This window comes from Kitasatospora sp. MAA4, assembly GCF_029893355.1.
Taxonomy (GTDB): Bacteria; Actinomycetota; Actinomycetes; order Streptomycetales; family Streptomycetaceae; genus Kitasatospora.
Genome location: NZ_JARZAI010000007.1, coordinates 108,329 through 124,534 on the forward strand (window position 1 = coordinate 108,329; position 16,206 = coordinate 124,534).

Here is a 16,206-nt window from a genome sequence, read left to right on the forward strand (position 1 = left end):
CCTGGTTGGGCCCGGTATTCGGTTGATATACCTCGGATGCATAGGCGTGGGTGGTGTGCGGCCTCCCGTGCGACATGCGACGAATCAGGTGGTGATGGGCAGATGAAGCTCCTCCGAGTTGGCCCCCCGGGCGCTGAGCGCCCGGTCGTGCTCGGCCCGGACGGCACCGCGTACGAGCTGTCCGGACGGACCTCGGACATCGACGGGGCCTTCCTGTCCCGGCTCGACGTGGCCGAACTCGCCGGCGCGATCGAGCGCGGTGAGCTGCCCGTGGCGGACATCGCGGGCCTGCGGACCGGCGCCCCGATCGCCCGGCCGGGGAAGGTCGTCGGCATCGGCCTCAACTACCGCGACCACGCGGTCGAGGCCGGTGCGCAGATCCCGGCCGAGCCGGTGATCTTCCTCAAGGCGAGCAACACCGTGGTCGGCCCGGACGACGAGGTGCTGGTCCCGCGGGGCAGCACCAAGACCGACTACGAGATCGAGCTGGCCTTCGTGATCGGGCAGACCGCCCGCTACCTGGCGAGCGACGAGGAGGCTGCGGCCTGCATCGCGGGCTACGCCATCGCCAACGACGTCACCGAGCGCTCGTTCCAGTGGGACCGCGGCGGCCAGTGGGACAAGGGCAAGTGCTGCGAGACCTTCAACCCGCTGGGCCCCTGGCTGGTCACCCCGGACGAGCTCGGCGACCCGCAGGCGCTCTCCCTCAAGCTCTGGGTCAACGGTGAGCTGCGGCAGGACGGCAGCACCGCCGAGCAGATCTTCCCGGTGCTCGAAGTGATCCGCTACGTCAGCCAGTTCATGGTCCTGGAGCCCGGTGACCTGGTGGTCACCGGCACCCCGGCCGGAGTCACCGCGGGCCACCCGGGCACGCCGTTCCTGCAGCCCGGCGATGTGCTGGAGCTGGAGATCACGGGGCTCGGCCGCCAGCGCCAGGTGCTCGGCAAGGCGTAGCGCCGGTCCGGACACCCGACCCGACCCTTGGCACGGGGGTCGGGGCTCCTCAGCCGTTGTTGCCCACGGTCAGCGCGCCCAGGCGCGCCAGCAGCCGGCCGGCCGGTCCGTCCGCGCTCTCCAGCATCAGCAGCCCGGCCAGCACCTCGGCGGTCTGCGGGTCGCGCGGCGCGGTGACGGCGGTCATCGCCACGAACTCGTCCACCAGCAGGTCGCGCAGCTCGGTCTGCGGAATCTGCCGCCCCTCGTCGAGCCAGGTCAGTGAGGCCGCCTCGACCACCGAGATCCACGACCGGACCAGCAGGGTCAGCCGCGGTCCGGCCTCCCGCACCCCCATATAGCGCAGCGTGCGGCGCAGCGCGGCCCGTCGCACCTCGTCCACGATCGCCGTCGTCCGCGCGGTCTCCACCACCGAACCGCCGCGCAGCAGCGCACCGTACCCGGCGTCGTGCTCGGCGACGAAGGAGAAGTAGCGGTCCAGCACCGAGGCCAGCTGCTCGGTCGGCGTGCCGCGGGGCGGGACGGTGAAGCGGCTGGTCAGCTCCTCGGCCGCGCTGCGCAGCGCGGCCTCGTACAACTGCTGCTTGCCGCCCGCGAAGTAGCGGTAGACCAGCGGGCGGGAGGCGCCGGAGGCCTCGGCGACGTCGTCCAGGCTGACCTCCTCGGGCGGGCGGGTGCTGAACAGCGTCAGCGCGACCGATATCAGCTGCTCACGCCGCTGCTGGACGGGCAGCCGGCGGTACCCGGCGCGGCGCGGGCGCTCCTGGACGTCCCCGGCCACCTGCCCCGCGGACTGCGCGCTCTCCTGAGGAACTGCCTGCTCCGTGGCTTCCATGGCGGTCAGCGTAGTGCGCCCGAGCCGAAGCGGAACCCCGTTGACCGGCTCAGGCGCGTCGGTCGGGAGGAACGCGGAGGTATCCCCGGATACTGGACGCCATGCGGCGTTCGGGCGAGGGGCGACGGCTCCGACAGTGGCCGCGCGCGCTCTGGCGGTGGATCAGGTCCGCGCCGGGCACGTACATCTGGCTGGCGATCCTGGCCGTCACCAGCTTCGTGGTGGCCCGGATCAGCCCGCAGAACCTCGACTGGTTCCTGGCCGGCCGCAGCACCAACCTCGACCAGCTGCGCTCGCACCCGGTGCACGCGCTGGTGGCCAGCGCGATCTGGACCGAGCAGCCGTCCTTCCTCTTCTACTTCGTGATCTTCCACGTCTTCCACGTCCCGGCCGAGCGCTGGTTGGGCACCCGGCGCTGGTTCACCGTCGCGGCGACGGCGCACGTGCTGGCGACGCTGATCAGCGAGGGCGTGGTCAGCGCCGGGATCCTGCACGGCCGGCTGCCCGCCAACCTGTCGAGCACCGTGGACGTCGGCGTCTCGTACGCGCTGGCCGGGGTCGAGGGCGTGCTGACCTACCGCTTCGCCGGCCGCTGGCGCTGGGTGTACGGGTCGGGCCTGCTGCTCTTCTACCTGGTCCCGCTGCTCACTTCGCACACCTTCACCGACCTGGGCCACTTCTGCTCGGTCCTGATCGGCCTGGCGTTCTATCCGATCACCCGCGGCCGGCCGACCTGGGACCCGCTGCGCTCGCTGCGGTCGTCGTAGTGCAGTCGTGGTGCAGTCGTGGTTCAGGAGTGCCTGACTCCGGTTGGTTCTCAGAAAGGGGGTCCCAAAGCTGCCGAGCTGCGAAAAGATGTCGCAATGGCTGACGAACTGAACACCTCCGGCGGCACCGGTACCACCCCCCGCCAGATCGCCGACGGCTACGTCCACGCACTGGCGCTCCTCGACCCGCTGACCGCGGTCTACCTCGGCATCAACCCGGACGACGACCGGCTGCCGGACCTCTCCCCGCAGGGCCAGCAGGCCGTGGCCGACCTGGCCCGGCAGACCCTGGCGCAGCTGGACGCCGCCGAGGCGGCCGGACTGGGCGACGCCGCCGCCGACCCGGCGGCCGAGCGGCGCTGCGCGGTCCTGCTGCGCGAGCGGCTCAGCGCCGAACTCGGCGTCCACGACGCGGGGGAGGGCTACCGCGCGGTGCGCAACATGGGCTCGCCGCTGCACAGCCTGCGCGAGGTCTTCACTCTGCTGCCCACCGACACCGAGCAGGACTGGGCGCGACTGGGCCGCCGGCTGGCCCGCGTCCCGCTGGCGATGGACCAGTACCGCGCCACGCTGGCCGAGGGCATCGAGCGCGGCCTGCTCTCCGGCCCGCGCCAGGTCAGCACGCTGATCGAGCAGATCGGGCAGTGGCTGGCCGCCGACCCGGCGGCCGAGGCCGCCGGGCCGACCGGCGGCTGGTTCGGCGACCTGGTCGCGCCGGCTCCCGCGTCGCTGCGCGCCGAGCTGACCGCCACCGCCGTCACCGTCGCCGGGAAGCTCGCCGAGCTGCGCGACTGGCTGGCGGAGGTCTACACGCCGGCCGTCGCGGACACCCCGGACACCATCGGCCGCACCCGCTACGCCCGCTGGGCCCGACAGTGGACGGGCGCCGACCTGGACCTCGACGAGGCGTACCGCTGGGCCTGGACGGAGTTCCACCAGCTGGACGGCGCGATGCGCGCCGAGGCGGAGAAGGTGCGGCCGGGCAGCACGCCGATGGAGGCGATGCGCTGGCTGGAGTCCGACGGCCCGGCGATCAAGGGCGAGGAGCAGATCCGGGTGTACCTCCAGGGCCTGCTGGACCGGGCGATCGAGGATCTGCAGGGCGTCCACTTCGACCTGGCCGAGCCGGTCACCAAGGTGGAGTCGATGATCGCCCCCGCCGGCAGTGCGGCCGCGCCCTACTACACGGCGCCCTCGCTGGACTTCAGCCGTCCGGGCCGCACCTGGTACCCCACCCAGGGACTGGAGTCCTTCCCGACCTGGGACCTGGTGAGCACCTGGTACCACGAGGGCGTCCCCGGCCACCATCTCCAGCTCGCGCAGTGGAACTACGTCGCCGACAGCCTCTCCACCTACCAGGTCAGCCTCGGCGGGATCAGCGCCAACGTCGAGGGCTGGGCGCTGTACGCCGAGCGCCTGATGGACGAGCTCGGCTACCTCACCGACCCCGGCCACCGCCTCGGCTACCTCAACGCCCAGATGATGCGGGCGCTGCGGGTGATCGTCGACATCGGCATGCACGTCGGCCTGGACTTCCCCGCGGACTCGCCGTACCAGCCCGGCGAGCTGATGACGCCGGACGCGGCCCGCGAGTTCTTCGGCCGCTACTGCGGTCTGGCCCCCGCCTACCTGGACAGCGAGTTGACCCGCTACCTCGGCATGCCCGGCCAGGCGATCGGTTACAAGCTGGGCGAGCGCGCCTGGCTGACCGGCCGGGCCGCCGCGCGGGCGGCGCACGAGGCGCGCGGCGAGGAGTTCGACCTCAAGGCCTGGCACATGGCCGCGCTCTCGCAGGGGTCGTTGGGGCTGGACGACCTGGTCGCGGCGCTCTCGGAGATCTAGAGAAGGTAAAAAATATAAGGTGAATGTCTGATTAATCCGGCTATGTGAGGAAACGGCTTGCCCCTCGCCGATCGGCGAGCTTCCCTGGAGGGCAGTGCCGTCCGCGCACGCGGACGGCCTCCCGTCCGGAAGGCTCTGCCGTGTCTTCGCACCAAGCAGCCGCAGCCGTCGACCAGGGGCCGGACCCCCGCCGCTGGAAGGCGCTGGCGGTCATCGCCGTCGCTCAGCTGATGATCGTGCTCGACATCACCATCGTGAACATCGCGCTCCCGTCCGCGCAGAAGGACCTCGGAATCTCCAACGGCGACCGGCAGTGGGTGATCACCGCCTACACGCTGGCCTTCGGTGGCCTGCTGCTGCTCGGCGGCCGCGTCGGTGACCTCTTCGGGCGCAAACGCACCTTCGTGATCGGGCTGCTGGGCTTCGCCGGGGCCTCCGCCCTCGGCGGCGCCTCGGTCAGCCCCATCATGCTGTTCGCCTCGCGAGCCCTGCAGGGCGGTTTCGGCGCGCTGCTCGCGCCCTCGGCCCTCGGCCTGCTCTCCACGACCTTCAGCAATCCCAAGGAACGCAGCACGGCGTTCGGCATCTTCGGTGCCATCGCCGGCGGCGGCAGCGCGATCGGCTTCATCGCCGGCGGCTTTCTGACCGAGTTCCTGAACTGGCGCTGGTGCCTGTTCGTCAACGTCCCGATCGCCATCGGTGCGGCCCTCGCCGCGTTCCGGCTGCTCAAGCGCGACTTCATCGCCAAGGGCACCCGGGTCAGGCTCGACCTGCCAGGCGCCTTCCTGGGCTGCGGCGGCCTGCTCGCCATCGTGTACGGGACCTCCGAGGCGGAGTCGCGCGGCTGGGCCGACTCGCTCGTGCTGGGCTGCCTGATCGGCGGCGGACTGCTGCTCGTCCTCTTCGCCCTGGTCGAGCGGCGCACCGACCACGCCCTGCTGCCGATGCACATCGTCGCGGACCGCAACCGCGGCGGCGCGGCGCTCTCGGTGGGCCTGGCCGTGGTGGGCCTGTTCGGACTCTTCCTGTTCCTGACCTACTACCTGCAGGTGATCAAGGGCTTCTCGCCGCTGCTGACCGGCGTCGCCTTCCTGCCGATGACCGCCGCGATCATCAGCAGCTCGACCGGCCTGGCGGCCCGGCTGATGACCCGGGTGCCATCGCGGAACCTGATCGTGCCGGGCCTGCTGCTGGCCGCCTGCGGGATGGCCTGGCTCACCCAGCTCACGGTGAGCAGCCCGTACGCCGCCAGTGTGCTGCCGGCCGAGATCCTGCTCGGCACCGGCATGGGCATGGTGTTCATGCCCTCGATGAGCCTGGCCACGCTGGGCGTCGCCCCGAACGAGACGGGTGCGGCCGCGGCGACCATCAACTCCGCCCAGCAGGTCGGCGGCTCGATCGGCACGGCGCTGCTGAACACCATCGCGGCCAGTGCCACCACCGCGTACCTGGTCGGGCGGAACGCCGGCGACCATGCGGTCCAGAACGTCGCGGCGGTGCACGGCTACGTGGTGGCGACCTGGGTCGCGCTGGGCATCCTGCTGTTCGCGGCCGTGCTGTCGTTCTTCATGGTGAACCACCGGCCCGCCCCCGGGGAGGCCACCGGCGAGAGCGCCGAGGCCTCGGTGGAGGCGCTCGCCGAGTCGTGACCCACTCCTCCTGAGCTCCTCCGGCCCGCTTGCGCGGCAACCGGAGGAGCTTTCTGTTCCCCGCACGCCTCCCGACTCTTCTCAGCAGCTGGTGGGAGGGGTCATGATGATCCCTGGTTAACGCGCGTGAACGAATGTGGGTCAACGCGAACGAACGCGAACGAACGTGGGCGAAGGGGCGGGTCCAGGCGGAGGATTCTCAGACGGATCTCAGCAGGGGATCATCCGGTGTCGAGTCGGGCGGGGAATAGTCAGAACGTAGCCAGGCGCCGAACTGAAGGTGCCGACCAGCCGGTCAAGCCGGGGCCGCCGATCGTGGGGCAGGAGTCAGTTACCTGATGATCACTCAGCAGCGTGGGCGCCGTACGGAACATCGCTTCTCCTTCCGGCCTGTCGTGTTCGCCGCGCTGGTGGCCGTCGTCATCGTCGCCGCCATAGCGGGAGTCGGGACGCTCACGTCGGACGCCAACGCCTCCGCCCGGACCGCCGCCAAGCTGAGCGCCTTCTCGACGACGACTGCCTCGTCCGCGCCGCCGACGCCGACGCCGACGCCGACGCCCAGCCCTACGCCGACGCCGACCCCCACGCCTACGCCGACCCCCACGCCGACGCCGACGCCGTCACCCACGCCGACCCCCACTCCCACTCCCACGCCGACGCCGACGTTGATGCCCCCGCCCGAGGCCGGTGCCGCGCTGGACACCACGCAGACCGCAGCCGTCACCACCGAGGCCAACCGGGTCGGCGCGCTCTTCGCCGGCGCCGTCTCGACCAACAGCCACTTCTGCACGGCGAGCGTGGTGCACAGCTCGACCCGCAACCTGCTGCTCACCGCGGCCCACTGCGTCAGCTCCCCGACCGGCGTCACCTTCGTCCCCGGCTTCCGCAACGGCCAGACGCCGTTCGGCAGTTGGCAGGTCACCCAGGTCTTCACCACCAAGGGCTGGCAGCAGAGCAGCGACCCGGACCAGGACTTCGCCTTCCTGGAGGTGGCCCCCCTGAACGGCCGGCAGATCGAGGACGTGGTCGGGGGCAGCCCGCTCGGCACCAACGCGGGCTTCAACGACACCGTCCGCATCTACGGCTACCCGTCCAGCTCGGACACCCCGCTGCTCTGCTCCAACACCACCGCCCAGTTCAGCGCCTACCAGCGGGTCATCAACTGCCCGTCCTACTCCGGCGGCACCAGTGGCGGCCCCTGGATCAGCACCGTCACGGGCGCCGTCACCGGGATCATCGGTGGCTACCAGCAGGGCGGCAACACCGACGACACGTCCTACACCGCCTACTTCGACGGCACGATTGCCAACCTCTACCAGACGGCGGTCTCCTCATCCTCCTGATCAGCGCGGGCAGGGCTCCCAGCTGAGGTGGTAGACGGTGGTGAGGCTGCCGTCCGTGGAGTCCATGGTCATGAAGCTGGTCGTGGTGGTCGGGTCCGAGGAGCCGAGGTTGACGTTCAGCTGCGTGTTGATCTCCAGGTCGCGGGTCGCGCCACAGGGCGCGTAGACCAGCGAGGCGACCCCGGTGGTGTCGGTGGCCTGCCAGTCGTCGTCCATCGGGCCGGCGAACGAGTGGGCGGCGTAGGCGGTCTGCGGGTCTCCCTGGAAGTAGTAGTTCGCCTGCTCCCGCGCGCCCGCGCCGGTCGCGAGGTAGGCGTAGCCGCGGTAGTCGGCCTCGGCGATGGCGTACGTGAACCCCTGCGGCGCGTGCACCCGGACGTCGAGCTGGCAGTTCTTGCGGAAGTCGGTCGGGTGGGCGCCCAGGCCGACCTCGGCGAGGTAGTCGCTGTAGGTCACGGTGAACGCGGTGTCGTCGGGGGACACCGCGACCGCGGCCGTCCCGGACGGACAGCCCGATCCGTTGACCGTCACCAGCCCGATGGTGAAGCCGCCGGGCGGGGTGACGTCGCCGGGCCGCGAAGCCTGGGCGGCGCTGCTGAGGAAGAGCGAGGAGGCGAGCAGCGACACAGCCGCGCCGCCGATGGCCAATCCACGAAACATGGGGCTTCCCTTCGCTGGAACTGACGAGTCCATGACAATCAAGCTCTCGGTCCGTTCCCCCGTGGAGTGCTCGCAGCCTAGGTCTCCCGCCACGCCCCCCACAGCGCCACTTCCGGCCATTGCTCGCTACCCTGCGCGACCGCCGCCGCCCTCGCCGCCCTCGCCGCCCGCTTGTGCGAGTGCGGCGCGCAGCCAGTCGTGGGTGGCGCCGGGGGTCGGCCGCGAGGGGCCGGACAGCTCGGCGGTGAGCTGCCAGTACCCGTCGATCCGCGGGTCCGCGGCGAGCACGCCGCTCAACCGGCGGCGGAACGCGGGCGTGTCGCGGGTGCCGCCCGCCTGGGCGTAGGCGGCGACGAAGCAGTCGAGGGCCTGGCCCGGGTGCGGCGCCCGTTGGGTCAACAGGTCCGCGGATGCCAGCGCGTACGCCTCGCTGAGACCGTCGTACAGCACGTCCGCACGGTAGCCCCCGCCGGACCGGTGCGCCGCGGGTTGGCCGGCGGCGGCATCGGTTCCGACGCAGGGCGCGGAGACGAAGGCGTGCAGCCGGGCGAAGGCCAGCACCTGGGCCGGGGACGGGTCGTCCGGCGGCTGCGGCACCGCCTGATCGAGAACCGAGGAGACCACTCGACGCGGGAGTCGCGCCGGCAGCCAGCGCCGCCAGAAGCCGGCCAGTGCCGCCGTGCTGGGCGGTGCGGAGACCCCTCCGACCAGGCGGAGCCGGTCGAGGCGTTCCTCGGGGGTGCAGTCCCGCAGTGACCGGAGCGCGGCCTCCTGCCAGCGCAGGGCGGCCAACTGCGATCCCACCTCGCGCAGTTGACCTGCGACGATGTCCTCCAGTGCGTCCGCAGGCCCGTCCTCCAGCACCTTGGCGACGTCGGGGACGGGCAGCCCGAGGGCGCGCAACGACCGGATCGTCCGGAGCCGTTCGAGCGCCGGCGGACCGTACCGCCGGTGGCCGCCGCTGCTGCGAGCGGCTTCGGGCAGCAGCCCGCGGTCCGAGTAGAAGCGGACCGTCTTGACCGTGACCCCGGCGCGCTCGGCGAGCTCTCCGATGGTCCACATACCTGCGTGGGACACGACTTGAACCTCCCTCAGGGGGAGTTCCTACGGTAGCGACGACCCGCTGACCGTGAGGAGACGTTCATGACGACATTCGTCCTGGTACCCGGTGCCCACACCGGAGGCTGGATCTGGGAGGAGGTGGCCGCCGGGCTGCGGGAGTCCGGGGCCGAGGCGCATCCGGTGACCTTCGACGCCGCCGGACCGGACACCGACCTGGCCACGCACGCCGCGGAACTGGTCCAGCTGATCGACGCGATCGACGCGAGCGAGGCGCCGGAGGTGGTGCTGGTCGGCCACTGCTACGGCATCCATCCGGCGCTGGGTGCCGCGTCCCGGCGACCCGAGCGGATCGCCCGGATCGTCCACCTGGACGTCGGCATCCCGCAGGACGGCGACCCGCCGCTCCAGCTGCTGCGTGCGCAGCTGGGTGACTGGAACCCGGAGAGCTCCGATCGGCTGATCCCGCCTCCCACCCTCGACGGATGGCAGCGCTGGGGGAGTACGGCCGACCTCCCCGCACCCGCACTGGCCCGGCTGACCAGCCTCGCCACACCCCAACCGCTGCGCACGCTCACCCAGCCGCTGCGGCTGTCGGACGCGGCCCGCGCGCTGCCGACCACCGGCGTCCTGTGCACGGGCAACGGCGCGACCATCGCCACGGTCGAGGCCCGGGTGAGGCTGGGCGACCCCGACCTGAAGGTGCTCACCGAGCCCCGGGTGACCCTGCTCGAACTCGACTCCGGGCACTGGCCGATGCTCTCCCGACCCGCCGAACTGGCCGAGCTGCTGCTGCGGGCCGCCGCCGGAGAAGGGCACCGGGTGACCGAGGCGGCCGACGAAGTCCCCGCACACCTGCGCCCCTTCCTGCTCGACGTACCGCAGCGCCCTCGCGAGCGCCTGGGACACGTCGACCTGCACCTCCCCGACGCCGACCACCCGCGCCCCGCCGTGCTCTTCGTCCACGGCGGTCCGCTGCCCGCCGGCACGCGTCCTTCGGACTGGCCCACCTTCGTCGGCTACGGCCAGTACGTGGCGAACCGGGGAGCGGTCGGCGCCGCCGTGAACCACCGACTGCACGGCCTCACCGACTTCCACCGCGCCGCCGAGGACGTGGCCGCGGCCGTCGACCTCCTACGGGCCGACCCGCGCGTGGACGCCGAACGCATCGCCCTCTGGTTCTTCTCCGGCGGCGGCCTGCTCTCGGCCGACTGGCTCGCCGCACCCCCGCCCTGGCTGAAGTGCGTCGCAGCCAACTACCCCGTCCTCGCACCACCCCCCAACTGGGGCCTCGCCGCCACCCGCTTCCACCCCGCCACCGCCCTGCGCACCGCCGGCCGCCTCCCTGTCGTCCTCACCCGCCCAGCCCTGGACTACCCCGAATTCGCCGCCACCGTCGACACCTTCCTCGCCGCCGCCCACACCCACGGCACCCCCGTCGACACCATCGAGATCCCAGGCGCCCACCACGCCTTCGAATCCCTGGACCACACCCCCGAGTCCCGCGCCGCCGTAACCCGAGCAGTCCACCTCGTCCTGACCCACCTGGCGAGCTGAGGACTCACTCCGAAGCGATGGAGCTCAGGCGTCGAAGTCGTACTCAAGGACGTAGGACGCCGCATCCAAGGTCATCTCATTGACCTCAACAACCCGTCCGTCCTCGGCGAACGCCGTGCGGCAGACGAGGACGACCGGCGTCCCCGCAGCCAGTCCCAGGCGGCCGGCCTCGTCCTTGGTGGGCATGCGGGAGCGGATCTCCTCGCGGAAGTGGACCGGCGCCGCGCCGATCTCGGCGAGGCGGGCGTACGTTCCACCCGGGCCGGTGTACTCCCGGGTGATCGCAGAGCCCGCAACGAGGGCGGCGGGGAGGTACGAGGTGGAGAGCAGCACCGGCTTCCCGTCGAGGACGAACCGTCGGTCGCGGACGCAGGTCGCCGTACCCGGCTCGATCCCCAGCACCCCGGCAATGCGTTCCGAAGCACCGACCTCGGTAACGCTCACCTGATCCACGACCAGGTCCCGGTCTTCGACATCCACGGCCCAGATCGACCGCCCCGACCCCCGCTGTCCCTGAGCCACCCGCTGGATACCCCGCCGCCGCAGCGGGCTGTTGCCGGTCATAGCCGTCCTCCTTCACCGATGGAGCATTGACCTGCTTCGCATCCCAACGTCGGCCCGGCTGACTTTCTGTACTCAGGCATCAGCGCGCTCGGCGAGGGCCTTCAACTCCGGCGAGGCGGACCGCCCCGCGATCAGGACGAGTTCGCGGATGGTGTTCCGGGCTGCGACGTGGCTGCGGACGACCTCGGGGGTCAGTTCCTCGGCCTGCAACAGGCAGGCCAGTGCCTCCCCGCCTTGCCGGCGCTGGGAGTAGGCACGGCCCATGTCCAGCAGCAGACGGCTCCGACGTTCGGCTGACAGCCCGGATGGGTCGATCCCTCGTCCGAGGTCGATGGCTTCGCCGGCGTCGCCCAACTCGACCGCGATGGAGACGGCCTGAACCTCCACGTTGGTTGGCCCGAACTCCAGGTTGAAGTCGTTGCGGTCCTCGCCGAGAAGCCGACCGACGACTCGGGCCAGGTCTGTCTCCTCGCGGGCCGCCGCCCGGTTGCCTGCTCGCGCGTGGACCAGCGCGAGAACCTGGTGAAGGGAGCCGAGCAAGGAGAGAGCTTCCGGGCTCGGATTGGCGCCTCCGGTGTGGTCGCGCAGGGCGTCGATCGCCGTGGTGGCGGCATGCTCGGCCTGGTCGAGGCGCTTCAGCCGGACGAAGGCCTGAGCCAGCCGGAAGATCCCGGCGAACACCTGCAGCGGCTTGCCGGACTGCTCGGCCGCCCGAATGGCCCGGTCCGCAGCGACCCAGGCGGCATCCGGCTCGTCCTGACGCACGAACGCGGCCGACAGGCCCTCGTACGTCTGGCTGAGCAGCTGCCAGAGTTCGGGCTGCTCGTTGTCGGGCGCGGTGCGCGCCGCGCGCTCAAGGAGTGGAACCAGCGGTTCGACGGCGGCGCTGAGTTCGGCGAACCGGTTGCCGTGGGCGAGTTCCCAGATCCGTTCGACCGCTGTTCGCAGTTCCGGCAGGTCGGCCGGCGCGCTGGGCAGCCGGTCGGCGAGCAGCACCTCGGGAGCCGGGTGGCCGGAGATCACGAGCCTCGCCTGATCGAGGTCGTTCGGCTGCTCATCCACAGGAACCGGAGCGAGCGCTGACGCCTCCGGGCGAAGCGCCTGGAGCGAGACGCCGAGCCCGTCGGCCAGCAGCCGCAGCACGTCGAGCCGGTTGACCGGCTGTACCCCGCGCTCGACCTGCGACAACCAACTCGCGGTGCGGCCGACGATGGCAGCCAGCTCCTCCTGCTTCATCCCGCGCTGCTTGCGCAGCTGCGCGACACGGCTACCGAACGCGCGCCGCTCCTCGGGAGTGCTCACTCCGAGACCAGACCCTTCCCGGTCTCGACCTGGAGGAAGGTGACCTGAAGGCCGCTCAGGTACTGCTCCCGCTCGGCCAGGAAGTGCCTGGTGTGCGGCTGCTGCTCGTGGGCGTCGAACGCGGCCCGGTCGGCGTAGAGCTCGTAGAACACCCGCACGTTGGGCTCATCCGGCACGGAGTGCACGACGTAGGCGAGCGTGTCGGCCTCTCGCTCGCGGATGGCGGGGATCGTGCGGGCCACTAGCTCGTCGAATCCCGCTGCCGCGCGCTCGTCGTGCAACTCGAAGCGCACGACCAGACCGAAACCGCTGCTCATGAGGACCTCCCTGTAGGCGTGCCCCAGTCTCTCAGAAGCGCAGAAGTACTGCTAGTTGCAGATTTCCTTCACTCGCAGAGTTTCTGTGACTAGGCTGATTCCCGCAGAGTGTTGATGAGTGGTCAGCGGAGGCAGAGATGTCGGAACTGCGGGGACGGCCGGGCATCGCGACGTGGAGTGCGGAGCGGCGCAGTCCGTCCGAGCTCATCGCCGTACCGGGGCGAGGGCTCGCCTACGAGGACGAGATCCCGCACGACCGTGACGTGGACGGCGTGTTGTGGGCACGGATGTCGCTCAACCACGGAGGCGGACGCCCGGAGTTCGGGCGGGTACATCCCACGCGGCAGCGTCGGGCGATGCGGCGGCTGCTGTGCCAGGTCTGCGGCGGGCCGGCGGACCGCACCGAGGACGGAGTTCTGTGGCTGCTCAAGGACGATCGCAGTGACTGGGTGGGATGGCCCGAGGGTATGGCCGCGACGCATCCTCCGGTCTGCCGCAGCTGCGCGAAGGGCGCCACGCAGTCGTGTGCCCACCTGCGGGCGGGGTTCGTCGCAGTGCGCGTGAAGGACAGCGGGAGTTGCGGGGTCTACGGCACGCTCTACCGGCCAGGGCCCTTGAGGCCGCGGCCTGTTGCTGACGTCATCGTCACGTCGGACGATCCGCAAGTCCGATGGATTCTCGCGGCGCAGATGGTCCGGGTGCTTCGCGGCTGCCAGTTCGTCGATCTCGGAGCGGCGGTCGATGACCTCGGGCGGGCTGCTTGACGGGAGATGGGCGCGAATTCCAGCGTCGGACCGGCCGACTTCTTGCCAGCCCTGGACTGACGCGTCTGCTCCTCGGGAGTTGGGAACTGACGCACCGTACGCGGACATGAAGAAGGCCCAGCTTGGCGGTAACTAGCCGCTGAGCTGGGCCTTTCAAGCACTTCTTGCGAAGTGCCCCCGGTAGGATTCGAACCTACGCACCCGCCTCCGGAGGGCGGTGCTCTATCCCCTGAGCTACGGGGGCCTGCTGGTGGTGCGCTGTGTCGCATTGCTGCGACGTGGAGAACATTACCAGCTCGTGAGCGCGGTCCGTGCAGGGGTGGAAGTGGGGAAAGCCCGGACGGGTGGGGGTGGGCGCCCGTAGGGTCGGTGGGGTGGAGGGTGTGTCCGGGCGGGTCCTCGTGGTGGACGACAACGAGGCGATCCGTCGGCTGATCAGGGTCAACCTGGAGCTGGAGGGCTTCGAGGTGGTGACCGCGGCCGACGGTGCCGAGTGCCTGGAGGTGGTCCGCCGGGTGAAGCCGGACGTGGTGACGCTGGACGTGATGATGCCCCGGCTGGACGGGCTGCGGACGGCGGCCCAACTGCGGGCGCAGCAGCAGACGGCGTGGCTGCCGATCGCGATCGTCAGCGCGTGTACGCCGGCGGATCTGGACCGGGGCGAGTCGGTCGGGGTGGACGGGTATCTGGGCAAGCCGTTCGAGCCGGAGGACCTGGTGGCGCTGGTGCGTCGGCTGATGGTGAAGCGGCAGAGGGAAAGCGGCAAATTTCGCTGACGGCGAACGCGGGGGAGCGAGGAACCGTCTCAACCGGTGGCCGGGTGATCGGCGCACACCCCCCTCTCGCCTACGCTTGGCGTCGTGACACCCGCAGAGCTTTCCCAGGCAGTCCAGGTCGCAGTGCGCGCCGCCGTCGAGGCGGGCGAGCTGTCCGTCGCCGTGCCCGAGCAGGTCACGGTCGAGCGACCCAAGAACAGGGACCACGGCGACTACGCCACCAACGTGGCCCTCGTCCTCGCGAAGCCGGCCGGCATGCCGCCGCGCGCGGTCGCCGAGCTGGTCGCCGCGCGCCTGCGCGAGCTGCCGGGCGTGGCCAAGGTGGACATCGCCGGCCCGGGGTTCATGAACATCACCTTCGACGCCGCCACCCAGGGCGAGCTGGCCCGCACCATCGTGGAGGCGGGCCCGGCGTACGGCCGCAACGAGGCGCTCAAGGGCCTGCGGATCAACCTGGAGTTCGTCTCGGCGAACCCGACCGGCCCGATCCACATCGGCGGCGTCCGCTGGGCGGCCGTCGGCGACTCGCTCGCGCGCGTCCTCAAGGCGACCGGCGCCGAGGTCACCACCGAGTACTACCTGAACGACGCCGGCGTGCAGATCGGCAAGTTCGCCGCCTCGCTGCAGGCCGCCGCGCACGGTCAGCCGGCTCCGGCGGACGGCTACGTCGGCGAGTACATCGTCGACATCGCCAAGGCGATCACCGACGGCGTCCCCGGCATCCTGGACCTGGCCGAGGCCGAGCAGCTGGAGGCCTTCCGCGCCGAGGGCCTCAAGCTCATGGTTGCCGAGATCAAGCGCTCGATGGACGAGTTCGGCACGCACTTCGACACCTGGTTCTCCGAGAAGTCGCTGCACGACTCGGGCGCTGTCGAGAAGGCGATGGAGCGGCTGCGCGAGCAGGGCCACGTCTTCGACCGGGACGGCGCGATCTGGCTGCGCACCACCGACTTCGGTGACGACAAGGACCGCGTGCTGATCAAGGCGGACGGCGAGACGACGTACTTTGCCGCCGACGCCGCCTACTACCTCAGCAAGCGCGACCGGGGCAGCGAGGTGTCGGTCTACATGCTCGGCGCCGACCACCACGGCTACGTCAACCGCCTGAAGGCCATCGCGGCCTGCGCGGGCGACGACATGAACCGCAACATCGAGGTCAAGATCGGCCAGTTCGTCAAGATGCTGCGCGATGGTGAGGAGGTCCGCATGTCCAAGCGGGCCGGCAACATCATCACCATCGACGACGTGGTCGACTGGATCGGCGTGGACGCGGCCCGGTACACCCTCACCCGGTCGCCCACCGACTCCACGATCACGCTCGACATCAACGTGCTGACCAGCCAGACCAACGAGAACCCGGTCTTCTACGTCCAGTACGCGCACACCCGGATGTGCGGCGTGACGCGCAAGGCCGACTCGATGGGCATCAGCAAGGGTGCGGCCGAGGACTTCAAGCCGGAACTCCTCGCCACCCAGTGGGAGTCCGCGCTGCTGGGTGAGCTCGGCGAGTTCCCCAAGGTGATCGCCACCGCCGGTGAGCTGCGCGAGCCGCACCGGATCGCCCGCTACCTGGAGAAGCTGGCCGGCGAGTACCACCGCTTCTACGACCACTGCCAGATCCTGCCGAAGGGCGACGACGAGGCCACCGACCTCACCCGCGCCCGCCTCTGGCTCGCCGACGCCACCCGCACGGTGATCGCCAACGGCCTCGGCCTGCTCGGCGTCTCCGCGCCCGAGCGGATGTAGCCACCGCCTCAGCGCGCTCGGGGCGGTGACGGTCCATCGGGACCGGCGCCGCCCCGTCCCACACATCAGGA

14 protein-coding genes, 1 tRNA gene and 1 pseudogene are annotated in these 16,206 nt (G+C 71.0%); 9 read left to right on the top strand and 7 right to left on the bottom strand.

The annotated features are described in order from the left end of the window. The first annotated feature begins 102 nt into the window (after nucleotides 1–102). Nucleotides 103–954 carry a fumarylacetoacetate hydrolase family protein gene (locus P3T37_RS12105; protein WP_280723545.1) on the top strand — a complete coding sequence of 284 codons (852 nt, stop codon included), beginning with the start codon at nucleotides 103–105 and terminating at the stop codon, nucleotides 952–954. 49 nt (nucleotides 955–1,003) lie between these two features. On the opposite strand, the gene P3T37_RS12110 is transcribed toward P3T37_RS12105, so the two are convergent. Further along, nucleotides 1,004–1,789: a TetR/AcrR family transcriptional regulator gene (locus P3T37_RS12110; RefSeq protein WP_280723546.1), complete on the bottom strand. Its 786-nt coding sequence runs from the start codon at nucleotides 1,787–1,789 to the stop codon at nucleotides 1,004–1,006. A 101-nt stretch (nucleotides 1,790–1,890) separates the two neighbouring features. Between P3T37_RS12110 and P3T37_RS12115 the strand changes: the two genes are divergently transcribed. The 4 genes from P3T37_RS12115 (at nucleotide 1,891) to P3T37_RS12130 (ending at nucleotide 7,390) form a co-directional block, all read left to right on the top strand. Continuing rightward, nucleotides 1,891–2,556: a rhomboid-like protein gene (locus P3T37_RS12115; RefSeq protein ID WP_280723547.1), complete on the top strand. Its 666-nt coding sequence runs from the start codon at nucleotides 1,891–1,893 to the stop codon at nucleotides 2,554–2,556. A gap of 96 nt (nucleotides 2,557–2,652) precedes the next feature. Continuing rightward, a complete protein-coding gene (locus P3T37_RS12120; RefSeq protein ID WP_280723548.1) occupies nucleotides 2,653–4,398 on the top strand; it encodes a DUF885 domain-containing protein in 1,746 nt (581 codons plus the stop codon). 140 nt (nucleotides 4,399–4,538) lie between these two features. Further along, nucleotides 4,539–6,047, top strand: a complete 1,509-nt coding sequence (locus tag P3T37_RS12125) for an MFS transporter (RefSeq protein WP_280723549.1) — start codon at nucleotides 4,539–4,541, stop codon at nucleotides 6,045–6,047. Nucleotides 6,048–6,385: 338 nt separating this feature from the next. Continuing rightward, nucleotides 6,386–7,390, top strand: coding sequence for a trypsin-like peptidase domain-containing protein (locus tag P3T37_RS12130; protein WP_280723550.1), 1,005 nt, complete (start codon nucleotides 6,386–6,388; stop codon nucleotides 7,388–7,390). Here P3T37_RS12130 and P3T37_RS12135 read toward each other — a convergent pair whose 3' ends face one another. Together P3T37_RS12135 and P3T37_RS12140 are read right to left on the bottom strand one after the other, a co-directional pair. Then, nucleotides 7,391–8,050 carry a DUF4360 domain-containing protein gene (locus P3T37_RS12135; RefSeq protein WP_280723551.1) on the bottom strand — a complete coding sequence of 220 codons (660 nt, stop codon included), beginning with the start codon at nucleotides 8,048–8,050 and terminating at the stop codon, nucleotides 7,391–7,393. Nucleotides 8,051–8,176: 126 nt separating this feature from the next. Continuing rightward, complete coding sequence (locus P3T37_RS12140) at nucleotides 8,177–9,112, bottom strand: MerR family transcriptional regulator (protein WP_280723668.1); 936 nt, start codon at nucleotides 9,110–9,112, stop codon at nucleotides 8,177–8,179. Between the two features lie 81 nt (nucleotides 9,113–9,193). Here P3T37_RS12140 and P3T37_RS12145 point away from each other — a divergent pair, with 81 nt between their 5' ends. Continuing rightward, the gene (locus tag P3T37_RS12145; protein WP_280723552.1) at nucleotides 9,194–10,666 is read left to right on the top strand and encodes an alpha/beta fold hydrolase; all 1,473 of its coding nucleotides are present in this window, start codon (nucleotides 9,194–9,196) and stop codon (nucleotides 10,664–10,666) included. Between the two features lie 24 nt (nucleotides 10,667–10,690). On the opposite strand, the pseudogene P3T37_RS12150 reads toward P3T37_RS12145, so the two are convergent. The 3 genes and pseudogenes from P3T37_RS12150 to P3T37_RS12160 form a co-directional block, all read right to left on the bottom strand. Beyond that, nucleotides 10,691–11,215 (bottom strand): annotated as a pseudogene (locus P3T37_RS12150) (UTRA domain-containing protein); the annotation flags it as partial. Between the two features lie 87 nt (nucleotides 11,216–11,302). Next, nucleotides 11,303–12,532, bottom strand: a complete 1,230-nt coding sequence (locus P3T37_RS12155; RefSeq protein ID WP_280723553.1) for a helix-turn-helix transcriptional regulator — start codon at nucleotides 12,530–12,532, stop codon at nucleotides 11,303–11,305. Then, nucleotides 12,529–12,849: an antibiotic biosynthesis monooxygenase gene (locus tag P3T37_RS12160; RefSeq protein WP_280723554.1), complete on the bottom strand. Its 321-nt coding sequence runs from the start codon at nucleotides 12,847–12,849 to the stop codon at nucleotides 12,529–12,531. Before P3T37_RS12160 ends, P3T37_RS12155 begins: the two co-directional genes overlap by 4 nt. Before the next feature lie 137 nt (nucleotides 12,850–12,986). Between P3T37_RS12160 and P3T37_RS12165 the strand changes: the two genes are divergently transcribed. Next, nucleotides 12,987–13,613 (top strand): hypothetical protein, encoded by a 627-nt coding sequence (locus P3T37_RS12165; protein WP_280723555.1) that lies wholly within the window; start codon nucleotides 12,987–12,989, stop codon nucleotides 13,611–13,613. 172 nt (nucleotides 13,614–13,785) lie between these two features. On the opposite strand, the gene P3T37_RS12170 is transcribed toward P3T37_RS12165, so the two are convergent. Continuing rightward, a tRNA-Arg gene (locus P3T37_RS12170) sits at nucleotides 13,786–13,857 on the bottom strand. Between the two features lie 139 nt (nucleotides 13,858–13,996). On the opposite strand from P3T37_RS12170, the gene P3T37_RS12175 reads away from it, so the two are divergent. Both P3T37_RS12175 and argS read left to right on the top strand, forming a co-directional pair. Further along, complete coding sequence (locus P3T37_RS12175) at nucleotides 13,997–14,389, top strand: response regulator (protein WP_280723669.1); 393 nt, start codon at nucleotides 13,997–13,999, stop codon at nucleotides 14,387–14,389. An 84-nt stretch (nucleotides 14,390–14,473) separates the two neighbouring features. After that, nucleotides 14,474–16,135, top strand: coding sequence for an arginine--tRNA ligase (argS, locus tag P3T37_RS12180; RefSeq protein ID WP_280723556.1), 1,662 nt, complete (start codon nucleotides 14,474–14,476; stop codon nucleotides 16,133–16,135). The last annotated feature ends 71 nt before the right edge of the window (nucleotides 16,136–16,206 follow it).